Origin of the sequence: Candidatus Allofournierella merdavium (assembly GCF_944382735.1) — a bacterium.
GTDB classification, from domain to species: domain Bacteria; phylum Bacillota; class Clostridia; order Oscillospirales; family Ruminococcaceae; genus Allofournierella_A; species Allofournierella_A merdavium.
Genome location: NZ_CALWND010000006.1, coordinates 83877 through 104367, shown reverse-complemented (window position 1 = coordinate 104367; position 20491 = coordinate 83877). Strand labels below are relative to the sequence as shown.

18 protein-coding genes are annotated in these 20491 nt (G+C 64.8%); 7 read left to right on the top strand and 11 right to left on the bottom strand.

The features are described from left to right. Positions 1-82: 82 nt before the first annotated feature. From ACH2A7_RS06300 to ACH2A7_RS06275, 6 genes are read right to left on the bottom strand one after another with little or no spacing between them, the layout of a single operon-like run. Positions 83-634 (bottom strand): Maf family protein, encoded by a 552-nt coding sequence (locus tag ACH2A7_RS06300; protein WP_394960829.1) that lies wholly within the window; start codon positions 632-634, stop codon positions 83-85. 36 nt (positions 635-670) lie between these two features. Continuing rightward, positions 671-916 carry a DUF4321 domain-containing protein gene (locus tag ACH2A7_RS06295; RefSeq protein WP_394960828.1) on the bottom strand — a complete coding sequence of 82 codons (246 nt, stop codon included), beginning with the start codon at positions 914-916 and terminating at the stop codon, positions 671-673. A gap of 31 nt (positions 917-947) precedes the next feature. Then, positions 948-1388: a dUTP diphosphatase gene (gene dut / locus ACH2A7_RS06290; protein WP_394960827.1), complete on the bottom strand. Its 441-nt coding sequence runs from the start codon at positions 1386-1388 to the stop codon at positions 948-950. A gap of 14 nt (positions 1389-1402) precedes the next feature. Then, on the bottom strand, positions 1403-1774 hold the full coding sequence (locus tag ACH2A7_RS06285; protein WP_394960826.1) for a hypothetical protein: 372 nt from the start codon (positions 1772-1774) through the stop codon (positions 1403-1405). A gap of 47 nt (positions 1775-1821) precedes the next feature. Then, on the bottom strand, positions 1822-3501 hold the full coding sequence (locus tag ACH2A7_RS06280) for a U32 family peptidase (RefSeq protein ID WP_394960825.1): 1680 nt from the start codon (positions 3499-3501) through the stop codon (positions 1822-1824). Then, positions 3498-3842, bottom strand: coding sequence for a cell division protein ZapA (locus ACH2A7_RS06275; protein WP_394960824.1), 345 nt, complete (start codon positions 3840-3842; stop codon positions 3498-3500). Before ACH2A7_RS06275 ends, ACH2A7_RS06280 begins: the two co-directional genes overlap by 4 nt. Positions 3843-4129: 287 nt before the next feature. Between ACH2A7_RS06275 and ACH2A7_RS06270 the strand changes: the two genes are divergently transcribed. Both ACH2A7_RS06270 and ACH2A7_RS06265 read left to right on the top strand, forming a co-directional pair. After that, positions 4130-6538 carry a glycogen/starch/alpha-glucan phosphorylase gene (locus ACH2A7_RS06270; RefSeq protein ID WP_394960938.1) on the top strand — a complete coding sequence of 803 codons (2409 nt, stop codon included), beginning with the start codon at positions 4130-4132 and terminating at the stop codon, positions 6536-6538. A 79-nt stretch (positions 6539-6617) separates the two neighbouring features. Next, positions 6618-8459 (top strand): glycoside hydrolase family 13 protein, encoded by a 1842-nt coding sequence (locus ACH2A7_RS06265; protein WP_394960823.1) that lies wholly within the window; start codon positions 6618-6620, stop codon positions 8457-8459. A gap of 167 nt (positions 8460-8626) precedes the next feature. Here the strand turns inward: ACH2A7_RS06265 and ACH2A7_RS06260 are convergent, their stop codons facing one another. Beyond that, positions 8627-9529 carry a helix-turn-helix domain-containing protein gene (locus ACH2A7_RS06260; protein ID WP_394960822.1) on the bottom strand — a complete coding sequence of 301 codons (903 nt, stop codon included), beginning with the start codon at positions 9527-9529 and terminating at the stop codon, positions 8627-8629. Positions 9530-9713: 184 nt separating this feature from the next. Between ACH2A7_RS06260 and ACH2A7_RS06255 the strand changes: the two genes are divergently transcribed. Then, complete coding sequence (locus ACH2A7_RS06255) at positions 9714-11102, top strand: MATE family efflux transporter (protein ID WP_394960821.1); 1389 nt, start codon at positions 9714-9716, stop codon at positions 11100-11102. 60 nt (positions 11103-11162) lie between these two features. Beyond that, a complete protein-coding gene (locus ACH2A7_RS06250; protein ID WP_394960820.1) occupies positions 11163-12041 on the top strand; it encodes an NAD(P)-dependent oxidoreductase in 879 nt (292 codons plus the stop codon). 150 nt (positions 12042-12191) lie between these two features. On the opposite strand, the gene ACH2A7_RS06245 is transcribed toward ACH2A7_RS06250, so the two are convergent. The 4 genes from ACH2A7_RS06245 to ACH2A7_RS06230 form a co-directional block, all read right to left on the bottom strand. Beyond that, positions 12192-13595: an ROK family protein gene (locus ACH2A7_RS06245; protein WP_394960819.1), complete on the bottom strand. Its 1404-nt coding sequence runs from the start codon at positions 13593-13595 to the stop codon at positions 12192-12194. Positions 13596-13821: 226 nt separating this feature from the next. Next, positions 13822-14544 carry an amino acid ABC transporter ATP-binding protein gene (locus ACH2A7_RS06240; protein WP_394960818.1) on the bottom strand — a complete coding sequence of 241 codons (723 nt, stop codon included), beginning with the start codon at positions 14542-14544 and terminating at the stop codon, positions 13822-13824. Next, the gene (locus tag ACH2A7_RS06235; RefSeq protein ID WP_394960817.1) at positions 14531-15262 is read right to left on the bottom strand and encodes an amino acid ABC transporter permease; all 732 of its coding nucleotides are present in this window, start codon (positions 15260-15262) and stop codon (positions 14531-14533) included. The genes ACH2A7_RS06240 and ACH2A7_RS06235 overlap by 14 nt, the downstream gene beginning before the upstream one ends. Before the next feature lie 107 nt (positions 15263-15369). Then, positions 15370-16233 (bottom strand): transporter substrate-binding domain-containing protein, encoded by an 864-nt coding sequence (locus ACH2A7_RS06230; RefSeq protein ID WP_394960816.1) that lies wholly within the window; start codon positions 16231-16233, stop codon positions 15370-15372. A 413-nt stretch (positions 16234-16646) separates the two neighbouring features. Here ACH2A7_RS06230 and feoB point away from each other — a divergent pair, with 413 nt between their 5' ends. The 3 genes from feoB to serC all read left to right on the top strand — a co-directional run bounded on the left by feoB (position 16647) and on the right by serC (position 20486). Beyond that, positions 16647-18983, top strand: coding sequence for a ferrous iron transport protein B (gene feoB, locus ACH2A7_RS06225; protein ID WP_394960815.1), 2337 nt, complete (start codon positions 16647-16649; stop codon positions 18981-18983). A gap of 28 nt (positions 18984-19011) precedes the next feature. After that, complete coding sequence (locus ACH2A7_RS06220; RefSeq protein ID WP_394960814.1) at positions 19012-19170, top strand: FeoB-associated Cys-rich membrane protein; 159 nt, start codon at positions 19012-19014, stop codon at positions 19168-19170. Positions 19171-19403: 233 nt separating this feature from the next. Beyond that, on the top strand, positions 19404-20486 hold the full coding sequence (serC, locus tag ACH2A7_RS06215) for a 3-phosphoserine/phosphohydroxythreonine transaminase (RefSeq protein WP_394960813.1): 1083 nt from the start codon (positions 19404-19406) through the stop codon (positions 20484-20486). Positions 20487-20491: the final 5 nt, after the last annotated feature.

Below are 20491 nucleotides of genomic sequence, written 5' to 3'. Positions count from 1 at the left end.
GCGATAACGCAGATTTTACCTTTTATATTATAACCGCAAGCCCCCTGTTTCTCAAGCGAAGGGGCCAACTTTCTCATTTTATTCAAAAATTTTGGAGTAAACGTGCAAGACGGGAGACCGGCAGCCCCATGATATTGTAATAACAGCCCTCGATCTCCTCGCAAAAGAGGGCCGCCGCCCCCTGGATGCCGTAGCCGCCGGCCTTGTCATAGGGCTCGTCGGTGGAGATGTAGGCCTCGATCTGCTCGTCCGAAAGCGGGTAAAAGCGCACCCGGGTGGTGGCGGTGAAGGTGTAGCTTTTCCCTTCGTGCCACACGCACACCCCGGTGTGCACATAGTGGTCCGCCCCCGACAGGGCTTTGAGCATCCGCCGGGCGTCCTCCTTGTCCCTGGGTTTGCCGAACACTTTGCCGCCGCAGTCCACCACCGTGTCGCAGCCGATCACCGTGTCCTCGGGGTACTCCCGGGCCACCGTCATGCACTTGCCGAAGGCCAGGTTCTCGGCGGTCTGCCGGGGGTCGGCGGCGGTGAGGGCGCTCTCGTCAAAATCGCTCCCCACCACCCGGAAGTCGGTGGTGATGAGGCTGAGCAGTTCTTTGCGGCGGGGGCTGGTGGAAGCAAGGATCAATGACATAACGAAACGCTCCTTCGGTTTATTTCACGCCCGCGTTCAGATATGGGTGCGGGTGTAGAGGAAGATGGCAAGGCTGAGGGTGATGATCTGGGCCACGCTGATGCCCATGGTGAAGTTCAGGTCCAGCTTGATGATGGACAGGTCCACCACCGGATGGAACCCGATGCTCTGGGAGAAGGCCAGCCAGGACAGGCCGGGCGTGCCGGCGGCGAGGCTGGCGATCATGGCCCCCAGCAGGATGCCGGACAAAATGAAAAAGCAGAGAAGCAGTGTGCGTTTCACAGGCGTACCGTCCTTTCAGGTAAAGGGTTCGTCACAGGCGGCCGGTGGAGCCGAAGCCCCCTTCGCCCCGCTCGGTGGGATCCAGCGTCTCGGCGAAGGCGAAGGCGCAGCGTTCCACCGGCAGCACCATCAGCTGGGCCACCCGCTCGCCGGGTTCCAGGGTGCAGGGCTCGCTCGAAAGGTTCACCACCCCCACCTGGATGGCCCCCCGGTAGTCGGAGTCGATGACCCCCACCCCGTTGGAGAGGGTGAGCCCCCGCTTGACGGCCAGGCCGCTGCGGGCGCATACCAGGGCCACATACTCCGGCCCCGGCAGCTGGATGGCCACCCCGGTGGGCACCAGCGCCCGCCCCAGCGGGGGGATGGTGAGGGGGGAATCCAGCACGGCGAACAGGTCCGCCGCCGCCGCGCCGGCGGTGGCGTAGGAGGGGGCTTTCGCCCCCGGCAGGGTCAGGGTGTATTTCAGTTCCATGGCGCATATTCCTTTCACTGGGAGTCCCCGGCGCGGGGGTTTTTGAAATAGAGCCCCCGGGTGAATTCCTCCGGCCAGCCCGCCCCTTTTTCCAGCGCCGCCAGCACCCGGGCGGCCTCTTCGGGGCGCTCCAGGGTGAACCAGGCCAGGGCGGCGTCCGCCGGGACCTTCGCCAGCTTGTCCCCCAGGTAGAGGGGCACCGGGTTGTAGATCTGCCGCACCCCGCCGCCGCAGCGCACCGGGAACTGCCGGTGTTTGCGGTCGGTGAGCAGGCCGTGTTTGTCGCAGTGGGCGCAGTCGGTGACGTTCTGCAGCGGGCAGGCCCGGGTGATCATCAGGGGCAGATGGCCGTAGACGATGGCCCAGGTGGGCACCCCGGGTTCCACGGCCTCCAGTTCGGAGAAGGGCGCCTCGGGGGAGAGGGTGAGGGCGGTCAGGCCCAGGTCTTTCCAGCACAGCGCGGAGAGGGGGTGGCCACGTTGAGGCCGAAGCCCCCGTAGAGCTTCCAGCCCTCTGCCAGGGGCAGGTGGCCGATGTTGTGGACCATCACCCCGGCAAAGCCCGCATCCTTCGCTTCGGCCAGGGCTTTGGCGGCGGCGGTCTCCATCCCCCCGAACATCACCCGGGGGGCCTCCAGCACCGTCTTTGCCCGCAGGGCCTGCGGCGCCTGCCGCCAGCGCAGCAGGGGCAGGATGAGCCCGGCCAGATTTTCGGGCAGGGTCTCGGGCAGCTGTTCCGGCCCCTCAAAGCGGGCCCACAGCGCCTTTGTGCCCACAGCGTGCCGCCGGGGCGCGGGCAGCCGGGGGGCCGCGCAGGGCACCGGCCGGGGCACGCTGCGCAGCGCCAGCAGCTCCTCCAGCACCGCGCGGCGGGCGTCGTTCCAGGCCGCGGCGGGCAGGTAGCCCGGCTGGCCCTCAAATTCCACAGTCTCGGCAAAGAAAGGGGTGCCGCCGGTCTTGGAAAGGGCTTTTTCAATGGCGGGGCGCTGGTCCGACCGGGCGGGCTCCATGGCCCCGGCCACCGGCGCCCCGGCCCGGCGGCCGGCGGCGTCCAGGGCGGCGAGGGTGCAGCCCCCTTCCCCCGCAGTCACCACAAAGCGCACCGGCACCCGCTGTGCCTCCCGCCGGTACAATTCCCGGATGGCGGGCATGGCCGCCTTGCTGGCGGCCGCGTCGGCGGCGGTGCGCACGCCGAACATGGAGCCGTCGATCTTTCCCTCGATGTAGCCGTTGGTGAAGCCGGAGCGAGAGAATACGTCCTGCAGCCGCTGCCGGTCGAACCCCTCGCCCGCCAGGCTTTTGCGGCAGGCGTCCACCGCGGCGGCCACATACTCCGGCCCCCGCAGCCGCCCCTCGATCTTGACGCTGGCTACCCCGGCCGCGGCCAGGGCGGGCAGGCTGCCCACGGCGCACAGGTCCTTCAGGGACAGGTGGGCCGCGCCGGAGCCGTCCGCCGCGAAGGGCAGGCGGCAGGGCCCGGCACACTCGCCCCGGTTGCCGCTGCGCCCGCCCAGAAAGGCGCTCATGTAGCACTGGCCGGACACCGACATGCACAGCGCCCCGTGCACGAACACCTCGATCTCGATGGGGCTTGCCTTGGCGATGGCGGCGATCTCGGCAAGGCTCAGCTCCCGGGCCAGGATGGCCCGCTCAAAGCCCATCGCCGCCAGCTGCCGCACCCCGGACAGGGTGTGGACGGTGAGCTGGGTGGAGCCGTGGAGGGCAAGGCCCGGGGCCATCTGCCGCGCCAGGGCGGCGGTGGCCAGGTCCTGCACGATCAGGGCGTCCACCCCGGCGGCGGCCGCGGCGGCCACCGTGTCGGCCAGCAGGGGCAGTTCGCCGGAAAAGGCGGTGGTATTCACCGCCGCGTGGACCCGCACGTCCCGCGCATGGCAAAAGGCCACCGCCTCTTTCAGCTGCAGAGGGTCAAAATTGCCCGCGCCGCGCCGGGCGCTGAACTGCCGAAGGCCCAGGTACACCGCGTTCGCCCCGGCAAATACGGCCGCCCGCAGGGCCTCGCCGTCCCCCGCCGGGGCCAGCACCTCCACCGAACGGCGAAGGCCGTATTTTTTCGCCAGGCCCGCGGCCTGGATGGGGTCCGGCTGCCCGGTCATGCGCGGCTCTCCCGCAGGCGCTGCACTTCCTTCTGCAGCCGCTCCACCTCCCGGCGGGCCTGCTCGGCGGCGAGTTTCGCCTTGGCGGCGTCCTCCAGATAGTCCTTGATCTGGCTGCGCATATTGTCGGCGCTGGAGGCGTTCTTCTGCAATTCGTCCAGATAGCCCAGCGCCACCACCACGGCGCTGGCGGCCACGCTGGCCGAGGGGCTCTGGTTCATCAGTTCGTTCATGTCCTTGTCCAGCCGCTCGGCCAGCGACTGCACATATTCCTCGGAATCGGTGGTGGAGATCACATAGCTGGACCCGCACACCGTCAGCTTCACCTTGTTCGCAGGCATGGTTTTCCCTCGCAATCCAATCCGTATTCAAAGCCGGGCGGCGGTGGCCGCCGGTTGTCTTTCATACGCTATTATAATATATTCCACCGGCACAGGAAACCCCAATTTTTGAAATTCCGGCCCTTTTTGCCCTCCGAAGCGGGAAATCGCCTTCCCGGAAACGGATTTTTCCTTGAAACGGCGGGCAAAACTTGGTACAATAAAAAGGCGTATTGACCGCAATACGCCTTGTGCCGCCCCCTTTGGCGGGCAGCGCTTTTATCCAACGACAGACAGGGGAGAGAGAGATCTTGGCAAAATATACAAAACGGGAATTTGACCGTCTGCTCAAAGACACGCTGGCCAGCGAATACGGCACCACGCTGGATGTGGCCAGCAACCAGCAGATCTACCGGGTGCTGGCGCTGATCGCCCGGCAGATGATGAGCGACGCCCACAAAAAGTTCATCAGCCGGGCCTACGGCACCGGCGCCAAGCAGGTGTACTACCTGTGCATGGAGTTTCTGATGGGCCGCAGCCTGAGGAACAGCCTGTTCAGCCTGGGGCTGGCCGACGTGGCCGAGGCCGTGCTGGCGGACGCCGACATCAAGCTGGACAGCATCTACGACGAGGAGCCGGACGCGGGCCTGGGCAACGGCGGCCTGGGGCGGCTGGCCGCCTGCTACCTGGACGGCATGGCCACCACCGGCATCGCCGGCACCGGCTATTCCATCCTCTACGAGTACGGCATCTTCAAGCAGAAGATCGTGGACGGCTGGCAGCAGGAAAAGGCCGACAACTGGCTGCCCGGCGGCCAGGTGTGGCTGAAGAGCCACCCCGACCAGAGCATCGAGGTCAAGTTTGACGGCGAGGTGGAGGAAAGCTGGCAGGGCAGCTTCCACCACGTCACCCACAAAAACTACAACAGCGTCATCGCCGTGCCCAGCGACATGTATGTGCAGGGTTACGACGGGCCGGGTGTGGCGAAGCTGCGGCTGTGGCAGGCCAAAGCCCCCGACTTTGACATGAAGAGCTTCAACGCCGGCGAGTACGGCAACGCCATCCGGCAGAACGCCTCGGCGGAACTGATCAGCAAGATCCTCTACCCCAACGACAACCACATGGAGGGCAAGATCCTGCGGCTGCGCCAGCAGTATTTCCTGTCCGCCGCGTCCATCGGCGACATCTGCCAGAACCACCTGGCCCAGTTCGGCAGCCTGGACACCCTGCCCGAGAAGGCGGCCATCCAGCTGAACGACACCCATCCCACCCTGGCCATCCCCGAGCTGATGCGCATCCTGCTGGACGAGTGCGGCTATGGCTGGGACAAAGCCTTCGACATCTGCCGGCGCACCTTCGCCTACACCAACCACACGGTGATGAGCGAGGCACTGGAGAAGTGGAACATCGACATCTTCCGCACCACCCTGCCCCGCATCTACAGCATCGTGCAGGAGCTGGACCGCCGCTGCCGGGCCGACTTTGAGAAGGCCTTCCCCGGCGACGAGGGCAAGATCAACTACATGGCCATCCTGGGCGACGGCCAGGTGCGCATGGCCAACATCTGCTGCTATGTGTGCCACTCCATCAACGGCGTGTCCAAGCTGCACAGCGAGATCATCAAGGAGAGCGTCTTCCACGACTACTACCTCTACAAGCCCCAGGCCTTCAAGAACGTCACCAACGGCATCGCCTACCGCCGCTGGCTGCTGGCGGGCAACCCGGCGCTGACCAAACTGCTGTGCGACGTGATCGGCCCCGAGTTCAAGCACGACGCCCAGAAACTGAGCCGCCTGAACGCCTACAAGAACGACAAAAAGGTGCTGGAGGCCCTGGACAAGGTCAAGCAGGCCAACAAGGAGGAGTTTGCCGCCCACCTGAAGAAGGTCACCGGCCAGGTGATCGACCCCTCCTCCATCTTCGACTGCCAGGTCAAGCGGATGCACGAATACAAGCGCCAGCATCTGAACGCGCTGAACATCGCCGCCCAGTACCTGTATCTCAAGGCCAACCCGAACGCCGAGGTCACCCCCAAGACCTACATCTTCGGCGCCAAGGCGGCCCCCGGCTACTACATGGCCAAACAGATGATCCGCCTGATCTGCAAGCTGGGCGCGCTGATCGACGCCGACCCCGCCGTGCGGGACGTGCTGCGGGTGGTGTATCTGGAGGACTACAACGTCACCACCAGCGAGCGGCTGATGCCCGCCAGCGAGGTGAGCGAGCAGATCAGCCTGGCGGGCACCGAGGCCTCCGGCACCGGCAACATGAAGTTCATGCTCAACGGCGCCATCACCCTGGGCACCCTGGACGGCGCCAATGTGGAGATCGCCAACGCCGCCGGCATGGACAACGAGGTCATCTTCGGCATGCACGCCGACGAGGTGGAGGCCCTCAAGACCATGGGCTACCACCCCAGCATGTTCGCCAACCGGGACGAGGTGGCCCTGGAGGCCCTCAACTTCCTGGAGAAGGGCTGGAACGGCGAGGACTTCCACGAGATCGTGAACAACCTGCGCAACGTGGACACCTACATGGTGCTGGCCGACTTCGCCGACTACCGCCGCGCCCACACCGACCTGCTGAAACTCTACGCCGACCGCACCCGCTGGAACCAGATGAGCCTGGCCAACATCGCGGGCAGCGGCGTGTTCAGCGCCGACCGGGCGGTGACCGAATACGCGAACAACATCTGGGGCGCTGGCCCGGTGAAATGATCCTCCGCCCCCGGCGTTTGGCCGGGGGCGTTTTTGAAAGCGCATCCGCGCATACTCTTGCCAAAGGAGCGATCGTTTCGTGGATCATCTGTTCAACAGCCTTGACAGCCAATGGAAAACGCCCCGCGGGGCGGCAAGGGCGGGCGAACCCGTGCGCCTTGCCCTCACCATCCCCGAAAGCTACGGCTTTGTGGAGCCCCGGCTGGTGCTCACCAAAGACGGCGGCTCGCCGGTGGAATACCGCATGCCCTGGACGGGCCGGGAGGGGGAGGTGGACCGGTTCGAACTGACCCTCACGCTGAAGGAGACGGGGCTGTACTTTTACTATTTTGATCTCTATTCCGACTACCGCAAACTCTACCGGGGCGATCTGGGGGAGGCGTTGCTCACCCGGGAGAGCGGCTCCTGCTGGCAGCTCACCGTCTACGAGGCGGATTTCGCCACCCCCGCGGCGCTGCGGGGCGGGATGCTGTACCAGATCTTTCCCGACCGGTTCTTCGAGGGCCATCCCCACACGGTGATGCCCTTTGCCGACCGGGTCTACCGGGCCAACAAGCAGGGCGAGCCCTACTTCTGGCCCAACGAGCAGGGCGGCCAGCTGAACCTGGACTACTACGGCGGCGACTTTGAGGGCATCCGGCAAAAGCTGCCCTATCTGGCGGGGCTGGGCGTCAGCTGGATCTACCTGAACCCCATCTTCGAGGCCCACGCGAACCACCGCTACAACACCGCCGACTACCTGAACGCCGACCCGCTGCTGGGCACCAACGAGGAGTTCACCCGGCTGTGCAAAGAGGCGAAGGAACAGGGCATCCGCATCATCCTGGACGGGGTGTTCAGCCACACCGGGTCGGACAGCCGCTACTTCAACCGGGAAGGCCGCTACGGCCGGGGCGGCGCCTACCACGACCCGAACAGCCCCTATCGCTGCTGGTACGATTTCGACAAAAAATACCCCTGCGGCTACCGCAGCTGGTGGGGCTTTGACACCCTGCCCGAGGTGCGGGAGGACGAACCGGCCTACCAGCAGTTCATCTGCGGCGAGAGGGGCGTGATCGACACCTGGATGCGCCGGGGGGCCAGCGGCTTTCGGCTGGACGTGGCGGACGAGTTGCCCGACGACTTCATCGAGGCCATCCGCAGGGCGGTGAAGGCCCACGGGCCGGACAGCTACCTGCTGGGCGAGGTGTGGGAGGACGCCACCACCAAGGTGGCCTACGGCGTGCGCCGCACCTACCTGCTGGGCAAAGGGCTGGACGGGGTGATGAACTACCCCTTCCGCACCGCCATCCTGGACTTTCTGCGGGGGGGCAGCGCCCTGGCCGCCGCCGAGCAGATCACGGCCATCTGCGAGCACTACCCCGCCCCGGCCCTGCACGCCGCCATGAACCATCTGGGCACCCACGACACCGAGCGCATCCTCACCGCCCTGGAGGACGAACCCTCCGCCGGGCGGGACCGCTACTGGCAGAGCGGCCGGCGGCTGCCCCGCCCGAAATACGACCACGGCATCCGGCTGGTGCGGCTGGCCTACGCCCTGCTGTTCACCCTGCCGGGGGTGCCCTGCGTCTACTACGGCGATGAGATCGGGATGCAGGGCTATCGGGACCCCTTCAACCGGGCCTACTACGACTGGGACTCCACCGAGAACCGCATAAAACCCCTGCTGCGCCAGCTGGCGAAGCTGCGCAGGGAGTGCGACGCCTTTTGGGAGGGAGAGTTACGGGTGACGCGGGCGGACGGCGGCCTTTTGCAGTACCGCCGCACCGGCCCCACCGAGACCGCCGAGATCGTGGTCAACCGCACCCCGCGGCTGCTGGCCACCCGGGCGCTGGGCAAGGTGACCGAAGTGAACCCCTTCAGCTTCACCGTGGTGGTGGAGGACACGGACAAGGTCCCGCCCGAACGCCCCGCGCCGTGAGCGCACGCATAAAAGGCGGCCCGCCGGGAAATTTCCCGGCGGGCCGCCTTTTCTCACATGGTTTTGCGGGGCCGCTCCCTTGCCCCCGGCGGGCGGCCTTTGCGCGCCCCGGCGAAAGGGGCCGCGCGCCGACGGCCCGGGTCACGCCCCGCCCGCGGCAGCGCTCCTCACTCCTCGCCCCGGCCCCGGCGGGCCAGCACCTTCACGCTGCTGGCATACTCCGAGGGGGTCATGCCGGTGACCTTTTTAAAGTGGCGGGAGAAGTAATGGATGGAATTGTACCCCAGCAGGGCCGCGATCTCGGTGAAGTTGTGGCTGCCCTGGCGGATCATCTCCTTGGCCTTCTGGATCTTCAGGTTGCCGAAGTACTCCATGGCGCCGCCGCCGGTCTTCTCCCGGAAGACCTTCTGCAGGTAGCTGCGGCCCACCAGATTGTCCCGGCAGATGTCGCTCAGGGTCAGCCGGCGCTGGATGTTGGCCTCCAGATACTGCTGCACCCGGGCCAGAAACTCGTTCTGGCTGCGCTCGCGGATGAGGCTGGTGGGGCGGGTGACGGGTTTCTCGTCGCCCCGGCGCACCAGGCACAGCAGCATATACTCCAGCGAGATGCCGATGATCTGCTCACAGCCGAAGGGCGCGCCCTCCCGGCGGGTGAGGCGCTGGGTGAGGGGGTCGTCCAGCGGGGTGGAAAAGGCCGCGCCGGCCATCTCCACGATGCGGGCCATCAGCACCCGCTCGTTGTCGCTGACATTCACCACCCGGTGACGGAAGAAGTCCATGGCGGGGCTGTCGCAGGCAAAGGAGACGATGACGATGTTGGGCGCGCCGGTGCCGGTGGCCCGCACATTGTGGAACTCCCCCGGCTGATGGAAGATCATCTGCCCCTTTTTCAGCAGCTTTTCCTCCTCGCCGGCGGTGACGTACACCTCGCCCTTGTCGGCGTAGACCAGTTCCCAGAAATCGTGGCTCTCGCCCACAAAGGCATAGTCCGGCCCGTACTCGAAATAGTGCACCGAATAGATGCGGTCGATGGCCAGCGGACGCTCCAGTTCCAGCGGTGTGTAAGCCATGCCCTGCCTCCCTTTTCCAGCGTTTTGCCCCCGGCGACGGAAAAATGCGGATTCTGTCATTAGTATATCGCATCCGGTCCGATCGTGCAAACTTTTTCTTTAAAAAGATACCCGGCGCGGGGGCTGTTCAAGCGGCGCGGGGCGTGCTATACTGGGAAACAGCAACATGTGTGAGGAGACATCTATGCCGCAAACACTGCAACGCCGATTTTACACCGACTGGCACTTCTACCGGCGGGTGCTGGCCATCACCCTGCCCATCGCGGCGCAGAACGTCATCAACCTGGGCGTGAACATGATGGACATCATCATGCTGGGCCAGCTGGGTGACACCGCCATCGCCGCCGCCAACCTGGGCGGCCAGCTGTTCATCATCCTGAACGTCACCGGCTTCGGCCTGGCCAGCGGGGCGGCGGTGCTCATCGCCCAGTACTGGGGCAAGCGGGATATGCTGCGCATCCGCCAGATCTTTGCCCTGAGCCTGCGCTTCGCCCTGGGGGCGGCGGTGCTGTTCACGGCGCTGGGGCGGCTGTTCCCGGTGCAGATCCTGAAGATCTTCGCCACCGACGCCGGCGTCATCCGGGAGGGCGCGGCCTATCTGGAGTGGCTGTCGGTGAGTTTCATCTTCTACAGCTTCTCCAACTGCTACATCATGTGCCTGCGGGCGGTGGAGCAGGTAAAGGTGAGCATCGCCGTCTATTCCGCCAGCTTTTTCGTGAACGTGTTCTTCAACTACTGCTTCATCTTCGGCAAGCTGGGCGCGCCGGCGCTGGGGGTGCGGGGGGCGGCCTTCGGCACCGTCATGGCCCGGGTGTTCGAGTGCGGGGCGGTGCTGGTGTACATGTACCGGGTGGAGCGCACGGTGCGCTTCACCCCCAAATGGCTGCTGCGCTTTCGCAGCGGGCTGTTCGGCGACTACATCCGCAACAGCGTGCCGGTGGTGAGCAACGAGCTGCTGTGGGCCCTGGGCATGGCGGTGACCAACCTGACCATCGGGCGGATGGGCCCCAGCTTCACCAGCGCGGTGAGCATCGTGAACGTGGTGAACAACCTGGTGAGCGTGTTCATCTTCGGCATGGCCAACGCCACCGCCGTGGTGGTGGGCAAGACCATCGGCGAAGGGCGTCTCGCGGACGCCCGCCGGGCCGCCAACAGCACGGTGGCGGTGAGCGTGGTGCTGAGCCTTTTCGCCAGCGGGCTGCTGCTGGCGGGCCAGCGGCCGATCATGAGCCTGTACAACGTGAGCGAACTGGCCCACGCCACCGCCCTGACCCTGATGACCATCCTGGCGGCGCTGCAGCCCTTTCAGGCGGTGGGCACCGTGATGGTGGTGGGGGTGCTGCGGGGCGGCGGCGATGTGCGCACCAACCTGATGCTGGACAGCGGCCTGCTCTGGGTGCTGGCCATCCCCCTGGGGCTTCTGGGCGGCTTTGTGTTCCACTGGTCCGCGCCGGTGGTGTTCTTCTGTTTGCGGTGCGACAATATCGTCAAGAGCGTGCTGGGCTTCATCCGGCTGTGCAGCGGGCGGTGGGTGCGGGTGGTCACCCGGCCCGACGCGGCCGCCGAGGCCTGAGCCCCGGCACGGAAGATATCGGGCCGGCAGCCGCCGGCCAATGAAAAAGGAGTGTGTGAGATGGAACAGCAGAATGTTGCGTGGATCGGCACCGGCGTGATGGGCGCGGCCCAGGCCGGGCACCTGGTAAAGGCCGGCTGGCCGGTGAAAGCCTACGGCCACCACTACGAAAAGGTGGCCGCCAAGGCTCCGGAATTCGGTTTCACCCCCTGCCGCACCATCGCCGAGGCGGTGGCGGACGCGGACTTCGTGTTCGTGATGGTGGGCTACCCCGCCGACGTGGAGGAGGTGTTCTGCACCCCCGGCGGCATCCTGGAATCCGCCCGGCCCGGCACGGTGGTGGTGGACATGACCACCTCCAGCCCCACCCTGGCCCGGAAGCTCTACGACCTGGGCAAGGAGAAGGGCATCGCGGTGCTGGACGCCCCGGTCTCCGGCGGCGACAAGGGCGCGCGGGAGGCCACCCTCTCCATCATGGTGGGCGGCGATGAGGAGACTTTTGAGAAGGCCCTGCCCTTTTTCAACGCCATGGGCAAGAGCGTGCTGCTGATGGGCCCCGCAGGCTTCGGCCAGCACACCAAGGCCGCCAACCAGATCGCCGTGGCGGGGGCCACCGCCGCCTACACCGAGGCCATCCACTACGCCGAAAAGGCCGGCCTTGACCCCCACAAGATGCTGGCGGCCATCGGCGGCGGCGCGGCGGGCAGCTGGCAGATCGCCAACATGGCCCCCCGGGCCCTGGCGGGCGACTTCGCCCCCGGCTTCTTTGTAAAGCACTTCATCAAGGACATGAAGATCATCTGCGACGAGGCCTCCGCCCGGGGCGAGAGCCTGCCCATGGTGGAGAGCGTTTTGAAGGTATATGAGGAGTTCGCCGCCGCCGGCGGGGAGAACGAGGGCACCCAGGCCCTCATCGATTTTTACAGAAAGCACAAATAATCGACATTTTTACTTTTTGTATTCTGATTTGCGCAGAGGGAGCCCCGGGCCGCGCGGCCCGGGGCTCCCCTGTTGTGGCCTTTCATACGGAAAGGAGCGCCCGGCTTTCCCGCCGGGCGCTCCTGTTTTTGCTGCGCTGTCAAAAGGCCGTTATTTGACCTCCGGCAGGCTGGCGGCGGCGGCGCTCTGGCCCACCCGGCGGGTCATCTCGTCGGGAGCCTCGGGCCGGAAGGCCGCCTCGGGGTACTCCTCGTCCATCACCCGGGCCGCCTCGGCCAGGATGACGTCGCCGCCCTTGCCGCTCATCACCCGGCCCATCATCTGCACCCGGTGGATGTCGTAGAACTGGGCGTACAGGCCCAGGGTATGCCCCAGGTACACGCCGATGCTGCGGTAGACGGCCTGGGCCCGCTCGTCGTTTTCCGCCATCATCTCCTGCACCGCCTTGAGGCGCTTGGCGGGAGGCTCGCTCTCCTCCAGGTAGATGCCCGCCCGGGGGGCCAGCTTGTTCACGGCGTCCTGGCTGAAGTACTTCACGCCGCAGCCGATGTCGCCGCTCCACTCGTCCGCCATGGCGTCGGGCTGGCCGTCCACCGGGGCGAAGGCCAGCTCGTTCAGCCAGCCGCAGATGTTGCCCTCGGCGTCCACATAGCCCACCGCCTCGCTGGTGCCCATGGCGATGCCCATGATGCCGTTCTCCCCCAGGCCCATGGCGCCCGCCAGGGCGGACACATCGCCGTCGTTGGCCACCACCACCGGGATGTCATAGCCCAGCATCTGAGAGAGGTCCCTGGCCACCCGGGTGTAGATGTTCTTGACCTTCTTCTCGAAGTCCTCCTTGCCCACCTTCAAAAACAGGCTGGCCACCATGCATTTGTTGTCGATGTAGACGCCGGCGGAGGAGACGCCGATGCCGTCCACCTTGCGGCCCTTCTCCAGGATCTTGGCGGCGGCGGTGGCGCAGGCGGCCAGGATGCCCAGGTAGTGATAGTCCGGATTGGGGTTGACCTTGGGGTACCAGACCACCTCTTCGCTGTAGATGGTTTCCCCGTCGATGACGGCGCTCACCTTCCGGTCGGAGCCGCCAGCGTCAAAGCCGATGCGGGCGCCGTTCGTATGCCGGCCCACGCTCTCGCTCCTGTGGAAGGGTGCGGGGCGCTGGTCGTAGGGCAGGCTGACCACCTGGAAGGGGCGCTCATAGACGCTCTCCATGAAGCCCTTGTCAAAGGCGCGGGAGCCGGTGGCGGTGTAGGCCGCCTTGATCTGTTCCGCCAGCGCGTCGTCGCCGCAGATGTACACCTTGAAGCCGCCCCAGCTCCAGAGCAGGAACTTGACCATCCGGTCCACATAGTAAGCGTCGGCCTCGGCCATCTCCGGGGTGCCGCACACCTTGCACTCCCAAGTGCCGATCTGCCCGCCGCTGCGCTCCACCGCGATGCACAGGGGCTTTGTGGCGGCCAGCTGGTGATGCTTGAAAAAGAGGCCCAGCGGAACGAAGCCCTGGTCCAGTTCAGGCAGGTTCTTCACCGGGATCTCCACGTTCAAAAACTTCATGTGCCCTTCCTTCCTTTCAGCCGTTTGCCCGCCCGCGGGGCGGGTCTTGTCAGTTCCATTGTAGCACGTCCGCCGCGCCCTTGTCTTGTGTGGGTCGGCCGCCGTGTTTGCACTTTCAGCCCCTTTTTGAAGGGACGTTCGGGCAAATCGCCGCCCGCCGCCGGGCAAAAACACAAAGGCGCGGGGCGGCATTCCTGCCGCCCCGCGCCGAGGTCGCGTCTTTTTTTCACAAAACTTTGGAAAGAAAGTCCTTCAGGCGGGGGTTCTTGGGGTTGGTGAAGAACTCCTGGGGAGGTTCGTCCTCCTGCACCCGGCCCTCGTTGATGAACACCACCCGGTTGGCCACCTCCCGGGCAAAGCCCATCTCATGCGTGACCACCACCATGGTCATGCCGCTGGCCGCCAGCTCCTTCATCAGCTGCAACACCTCGCCCACCATCTCGGGGTCCAGGGCGCTGGTGGGCTCGTCGAAGAGCAGCACCTCCGGGTCCATGGCCAGCGCCCGCACGATGGCGATGCGCTGCTTCTGGCCGCCGGAGAGGGTGCTGGGGTAAGCCTCCGCCTTCTCGGCCAGGCCGATGCGCTCCAGCAGCTGCATGGCCTGTTCGTCCGCCTGGGGCTGGGTCTTGAGTTTCTGCATCACCGGAGCCAGGGTGATGTTCTGCTTCACCGTCAGGTGGGGGAACAGGTTGAAGTGCTGGAACACCATGCCCATCCGCCGCCGCACCGCATTGATGTCGGTCTTGGGGCTGTTCACCAGCTGGCCGTCAAACCACACCTCGCCCCCATCGGGCACTTCCAGCTGGTTGAGGCAGCGCAGGAAGGTGGACTTGCCGCAGCCGGAGGGCCCCACCAGCACCATCTTGTCGCCTTTGTTGATGGTGATGTCCAGTCCTTCCAGCACCTTCACCTTGCCGAACTTCTTGCAAAGGCCTTTAACCTCGATCACTCTGCGCCAGCCTCCTTTCCACGATCCGGCCGCCTTTTTCCAGCAGCATCACAATGGCCAGATAGATGGCCGCCACCGCCAGCAGCGGCGGGAAGGCGTCAAAGGTCTGGCTGCGGATCTGGTCGCCGCCGCGGGTCAGGTCGCCCAGGGCGATGTAGCCCACCACGGCGGTCTCCTTGACCAGGGCGATGAACTCGTTGTTCAGGGTGGGCAGGATGTTCTTGATGGCCTGGGGCATGATGACGCGCAGCATCACCTGGCTGTAGGAAAGGCCCAGGCTGCGCCCGGCCTCCATCTGGCCGGGGTCAACGCTCATGATGCCACTGCGGAAGATCTCGGCCACATAGGCGCCGGAGTTGACGCCGAAGGCGATGATGGCCACCGCCAGCTTGCCCGGATCCACCGTGGCGAAGACCACAAAGTACATGATCAGCAGCTGCACCATCACCGGGGTGCCCCGGATGACGGTGAGATAGAACTGGCACACGGCGTTGAACAGCCGCAGCAGGATGCCCGGCCGGCCCGCCTTGTCATGGGTGACCCGCACCACCGCCACCACCGCGCCCAGCAGGATGCCGATGACCAGCGCCGCCAGGGTGATGATGACGGTGTTTTTGAGGCCGTTGGTCAGGTAGGTCCAGCGGTTCTCGGCGATGAAGTTGTTGTAAATATGTCTCTGCCAGAAATCGCTTTCAAAAAAAGATTGCAGCAGGCCCATGGCTTTCTTCCTCTCCGCATAAGAACAGGGGCCTGGCAAGCCGGCCCCTGTTCCGCCGCACATCATGTGCGTTCATTATACACCATAATTCGCGGGAATACCAGCGCTTATTTCAGCACCAGGACCGACTGGATGCCGGTGCAGTAGCTGTCGGTGAAGTCCACGTTCTGCAGACGGTCCTCGGTGACGGTCATGCCCGCGGCGCCGAAGTCAGCCTTGCCGCTGGAGATGGCGGGGATGATGGAGTCGAACTCCATGTCCTCGATCTTCAGCTCGTAGCCCAGGTAGTCGCAGATGGCCTTGGCGAACTCGGCGTCGATGCCCACGATCGCGTCGCCCTCGTAGTACTCATAGGGGGGGAAGTAGGCGTTGGTGGCCATGGTCAGGGTGCCGTTGGGATACTCGGTGCCCTCGGGGGTCACATAACCGGTGGCGCCCTCCACGTCGTTGATGTACTTGTCCAGGATGGCCTGCAGGGTGCCGTTCTCCTTGATGGCGGCGATGGCCTCGTTGAACTTGGCGGTCAGCTCACTGCCCTTGGCCAGCGCGATGGCATAGTCCTCCACGGCGAAGTCCTCGTCCAGCATGATGATGTCGGGGTTCTGTTCCACGAACACATTGCCGGGCTCGTTGTCGATGATCACCGCGTCCACCTTGCCCTGCTTCAGGGCCAGCACCGCGTCGTTGAACTTGTTGTACTGCTCCACGGTGGCGCCCTCAATGTCCTGGGCGTAGATGTCGCCGGTGGTGCCCAGCTGCACGCCGATGGTCTTGCCGGTCAGGTCGTCCACGCTGAAGATGTACTGCTTGCCCGCGGTGGAGGCGGAAGCGCCAGTGCTGGCGGAAGCCGCGGTGCTTCCGGAAGCGGCGGCGCTGGTGCTGGCGGGCTGGCTGGAAGGGGCGGCGCTGCCGCAGGCAGCCAGGCTCAGGGCCAGAACGCCGGCCAGGGCCACGGAAATCAGTTTTTTCATGTCTGAATACACTCCTCTGTGCACCCCGGTCCGGGGTGTGATTGTATTTGGCCCCCGTCCTGTGTGGGAACCTTGGGATAAGTATACAGCATATTTATACTTTGTCAATGCATTTTTATGAATCCACAAGCTTTTTGTCAATTTACACAAAATTGCTGTTTTAAGTGGATTCTATCTCGTGTCGATTGACCCAAACGCCTGTTTTTGCCTGGCGGCATTGGATAACATATCCGTGTTTGGGCGCTGTTTCGCCGTGTTATTCTGAATAAATATTCATATCAATGAATATTTTATCATCTTTGGTCCTGTGGCGGCGCCGTGGCCTTGACTTTTATAGAAACGAATGCTATAGTTGTGCGCGTTAGAGGATACTAATTCTTTTCTTACTTATTTATAATGATGAGGTGTTTGGCATGACGCTGGACAAGCTGCCGCTGGGCAAAGCGGCCACCATCGAGGCGGTGGGCGGCGAGGGGGCGCTGCGCCGTCATTTTCTGAACATGGGCCTGACCCCGGGCACCCGGGTGACCCTGCGCAAAACGGCCCCCATGGGCGATCCCATCGAACTGGAGCTGCGGGGCTATGAGCTGACCCTGCGGCTGGAGGACGCCAGGAACATCCAGATCGGCGAGGTGGGCGCGCCCGCGGCGGCCGCCCCGGCGCGGAAGACGGAGATCCCGCCCATCCCCCACCCGGGCCACGGCGAGAAAAAGCGGGCGGCCCTGGCGGCGGACACCCCGCTGGTGTTCGCGCTGGCGGGCAACCAGAACTGCGGCAAGACCACCCTGTTCAACCAGCTCACCGGCTCCAATCAGCATGTGGGCAACTTCCCCGGCGTGACGGTGGACCGCAAGGACGGCCAGATCCGCAAGCATCCCCAGGCCACGGTGGTGGACCTGCCGGGCATCTACTCCCTGTCGCCCTACACCAGCGAGGAGATCGTGACCCGGGACTTTCTGGTGAACAACAAGCCGGACGGCATCATCAACATCGTGGACGCCACCAACATCGAGCGCAACCTCTACCTGACCTTGCAGCTCATCGAACTGGGCATCCCCATGGTGCTGGCGCTGAACATGATGGACGAGATGCGGGCCAACGGCAACACGGTGCATGTGAACCATCTGGAGCAGGCGCTGGGCATCCCGGTGATCCCCATCTCGGCGGCCAAGAACGAGGGCATCGACGAGTTGATCGAGCACGCCATGCAGGTGGCGCTGAACCGGGAGAAGCCCCAGCGGCTGGACTTCTGCAGCGGCGCGGTGCACCGGTGCATCCACGCCATCTGCCACCTGATCGAGGATCACGCCCAGCGCGCCGGGGTGCCGGTGCGGTTCGCCGCCACCAAGCTGGTGGAGGGGGACGAGCCGATGCTGGAGCGGATGGCCCTGTCGGACAACGAGAAGGAACTGATGGAGCACGCCATCGCCGAGATGGAGAGCGACATGCACACCGACCGGGAGGCCGCCCTGGCGGACATGCGCTACGACTTCATCGGCCAGGTGTGCGCCGAGGCGGTGGTGCGCCGGGGCGAGAGCCGCGAGCACGCCCGCAGCGTGAAGATCGACAGCGTCCTCACCCACCGGGTGCTGGCCATCCCCATCTTCCTGGCCATCATGGGGCTGGTGTTCTGGCTCACCTTCGGGCTGATCGGCCAGGGCCTGAGCGACCTTCTGAGCCTTGGGCTGGACAGGCTCACCGCCCTGGTGGACGCGGGACTGACCGCCTACGGCATCAACCCGGTGGTGCACAGCCTGGTGATCGACGGCGTGTTCGCCGGCGTGGGCAGCGTGCTCACCTTCCTGCCCATCATCGTGACCCTGTTCTTCTTCCTCTCCATCCTGGAGGATTCGGGCTACATGGCCCGGGTGGCCTTCGTGATGGATAAGCTGTTGCGCAAGATCGGCCTTTCGGGGCGCAGTTTCGTGCCCATGCTCATCGGCTTCGGCTGCAGCGTGCCCGCCATCATGGCCACCCGCACCCTCTCCAGCGAGCGGGACCGCAAGATGACCATCCTGCTCACCCCCTTCATGAGCTGCTCGGCCAAGCTGCCCATCTACGCCATGTTCACCGCCGCCTTCTTCACCCGCTACCAGGCGCTGGTGATGATCGGCCTGTATGTGATGGGCATGGTGATCGGCGTCATCTACGGCCTCATCCTCAAGGCGGTGGCCTTCAAGGGCGAGCCGGTGCCCTTCGTGATGGAGCTGCCCAACTACCGGCTGCCCAGCGCCAAGAGCGTTTTGCGCCTGATGTGGGAGAAGGCCAAGGACTTCCTGGTGCGGGCCTTCACCGTCATCTTTGTGGCCAGCCTGCTGATCTGGTTCCTGCAGACCTTTGACAGCCGGCTCAACGTGGTCACCGATTCCGCCAACAGCCTGCTGGCGGCCCTGGGCGGCCTGCTGGCCCCCCTGTTCGCCCCCCTGGGTTTCGGCGACTGGCGGGTGTCCACCGCGCTCATCACCGGCTTTTCCGCCAAGGAGGCGGTGGTCAGCACCCTGGCGGTGCTCACCGGCTCCAGCCTCACCACCCTGCCGGCGGCGCTGGCGGGCATGTTCACCCCCTTCACCGCCTTCGTGTTCCTCACCTTCACCCTGCTCTACACCCCCTGCGTGGCGGCCATCGCCGCCGTGCGCCGGGAGATGGGCAGCGCCAAAGCCGCGGCGGGCGTGGTGATCACCCAGTGCGCCATCGCCTGGGTCACCGCCTTCGCGGTGCGCTGCATCGGCCTGGCCCTGGGCCTGGGCTGACCTTCTTTTGCAAAGGAGATTTTTTCGTATGGGTCTTGGAGACATCCTCATCCTCGCCGCGGTGGCGGCGGCCCTCGTCGGGGCGCTGGTGTTCATCTTCAAAAACGGCGGCTTTTCCGGCGGCTGCGGGGGCGATTGCGCCCACTGCGCCTCCCGGTGCAGCAAGGCCGACGACGAACGCCCCTGAACCACCGCTTTTCGCGCCCAAAACGGATCGCTCCGTTTTGGGCGTTTTTTCTTGCCCGCGGCGGCAGTTTGTCCTTCATTCAAGGACATTTGTGTTTTCTGTGCGCCCACCACGGAAAAGCGGCCGGTTTTTTGTGAATCTTTGCGCTGGTGTGGTCTTTCGTTTTGTACTATACTAAAGTTACTGCAACCCTTGTACGGGTGAACAGGAACTTTTCATTGGAGGGAAAGAAAATGGCAAGAGTGTACAATTTCAGCGCAGGCCCGTCCATGCTGTTTGAGCAGGTGCTCAAGACCGCCCAGTCAGAGCTGATGGAATACGGCTCCAGCGGGCAGTCCGTGATGGAGATGAGTCATCGCAGCAGTACCTTCGACGCCATTATCAAGGACACCGAGGCCCGGCTGCGGCGGGTGCTGTCCATCCCGGACAATTACAAGGTGGGCTTCATCCAGGGCGGCGCCTCCACCCAGTTCGACATGGTGCCCCTGAACCTGATGACCACCGGCCAGGCGGACTATCTGGTCACCGGCAACTTCTCGAACCGGGCGGCCAAGGAGGCGGCCAAGTTCGGCAAGGTGAACATCGTGGCCAACACCAAGGACATCAACTACACCGCCATCCCCGACGTGGACGCCATCCAGTACACCCCCGGGGCCAGCTATGTACATATCTGCGAGAACAACACCATCTTCGGCACCCGGTTCACCAAGGTGCCCCAGGTGGAGGGCGTGCCCCTGGTGTCGGACATGAGCAGCTGCATCCTGAGCCGCCCCACCGACGTGTCGAAGTACGGCCTGATCTACTTCGGGGTGCAGAAGAACGTGGCCCCGGCGGGCATGGCCATCGCCATCGTGCGGGAGGACCTGTTGGGCCACGCGGCGCAGAACGTGCCCAGCATGCTGAACTACACCACCCTGATCGAAGCGGACAGCATGTACAACACGCCCCCCTGCTGGTGCATCTACATGACCGGCCTCACCCTCAAGTACATCGAGGAGGAGATCGGGGGCCTTGCGGAGATGGAAAAGCGCAACAACGCCAAGGCCAAGGTGCTGTACGACTATCTGGACAGCCAGGAGTTCTTCAAAAACCCGGTGAACAAACCCGACCGCAGCATCATGAACGTCACCTTCACCAGCCCCGACCCCGACACCGACAAACTCTTCTGCGCCAAGGCCGCCGAGGCGGGCTTTGTGAACCTGAAGGGCCACCGGCTGGTGGGCGGCATGCGCGCCTCCATCTACAACGCCATGCCCGCCGAGGGCGTGGCCAAACTGGTGCAGTTCATGGAAGATTTTGTAAAGCAGTACGGCTGATAAAA

Coding starts and splice junctions, on each gene's coding strand:
- ACH2A7_RS06230 (WP_394960816.1), bottom strand. CDS start 16,233: ATGAAAAAACTGATTTCCGTGGCCCTGGCCGGCGTTCTGGCCCTGAGC.
- serC (WP_394960813.1), top strand. CDS start 19,404: ATGGCAAGAGTGTACAATTTCAGCGCAGGCCCGTCCATGCTGTTTGAG.
- ACH2A7_RS06250 (WP_394960820.1), top strand. CDS start 11,163: ATGGAACAGCAGAATGTTGCGTGGATCGGCACCGGCGTGATGGGCGCG.
- feoB (WP_394960815.1), top strand. CDS start 16,647: ATGACGCTGGACAAGCTGCCGCTGGGCAAAGCGGCCACCATCGAGGCG.
- dut (WP_394960827.1), bottom strand. CDS start 1,388: ATGGAACTGAAATACACCCTGACCCTGCCGGGGGCGAAAGCCCCCTCC.
- ACH2A7_RS06235 (WP_394960817.1), bottom strand. CDS start 15,262: ATGGGCCTGCTGCAATCTTTTTTTGAAAGCGATTTCTGGCAGAGACAT.
- ACH2A7_RS06260 (WP_394960822.1), bottom strand. CDS start 9,529: ATGGCTTACACACCGCTGGAACTGGAGCGTCCGCTGGCCATCGACCGC.
- ACH2A7_RS06245 (WP_394960819.1), bottom strand. CDS start 13,595: ATGAAGTTTTTGAACGTGGAGATCCCGGTGAAGAACCTGCCTGAACTG.
- ACH2A7_RS06220 (WP_394960814.1), top strand. CDS start 19,012: ATGGGTCTTGGAGACATCCTCATCCTCGCCGCGGTGGCGGCGGCCCTC.
- ACH2A7_RS06300 (WP_394960829.1), bottom strand. CDS start 634: ATGTCATTGATCCTTGCTTCCACCAGCCCCCGCCGCAAAGAACTGCTC.
- ACH2A7_RS06275 (WP_394960824.1), bottom strand. CDS start 3,842: ATGCCTGCGAACAAGGTGAAGCTGACGGTGTGCGGGTCCAGCTATGTG.
- ACH2A7_RS06255 (WP_394960821.1), top strand. CDS start 9,714: ATGCCGCAAACACTGCAACGCCGATTTTACACCGACTGGCACTTCTAC.
- ACH2A7_RS06280 (WP_394960825.1), bottom strand. CDS start 3,501: ATGACCGGGCAGCCGGACCCCATCCAGGCCGCGGGCCTGGCGAAAAAA.